Here is a 250-nt window from a genome sequence, read left to right on the forward strand (position 1 = left end):
TATGACGACAAGGCAAAGGCTTATTATTTTCACCGCTTCTACGATCATCAGCCCGATCTCAATACATCGAACCCCGAGGTGCAGGCGGAAATCCTCAAGATCATGGGCTTCTGGATCCAGCTCGGTGTCTCCGGCTTCAGGATGGATGCCGCCCCTTTCATCATCGCGACAAAAGGCGCCGACGTTACCAAGCCTGTCGAACAATTCGATATGCTGAGGAAATTTCGCGAATTCCTGCAGTGGCGCCTGG

Annotated in this window: 1 protein-coding gene; it reads left to right on the forward strand. The window is 52.8% G+C overall.

All coding sequences use genetic code 11. The features are described 5' to 3' along the window. Positions 1 to 250 (forward strand): alpha-amylase family glycosyl hydrolase (locus EOD29_RS33740; RefSeq protein WP_245475520.1); only part of this gene is annotated, 250 nt, incomplete at both ends.

It is taken from the genome of Mesorhizobium sp. M1A.T.Ca.IN.004.03.1.1 (assembly GCF_003997555.1).
GTDB lineage: Bacteria > Pseudomonadota > Alphaproteobacteria > Rhizobiales > Rhizobiaceae > Mesorhizobium.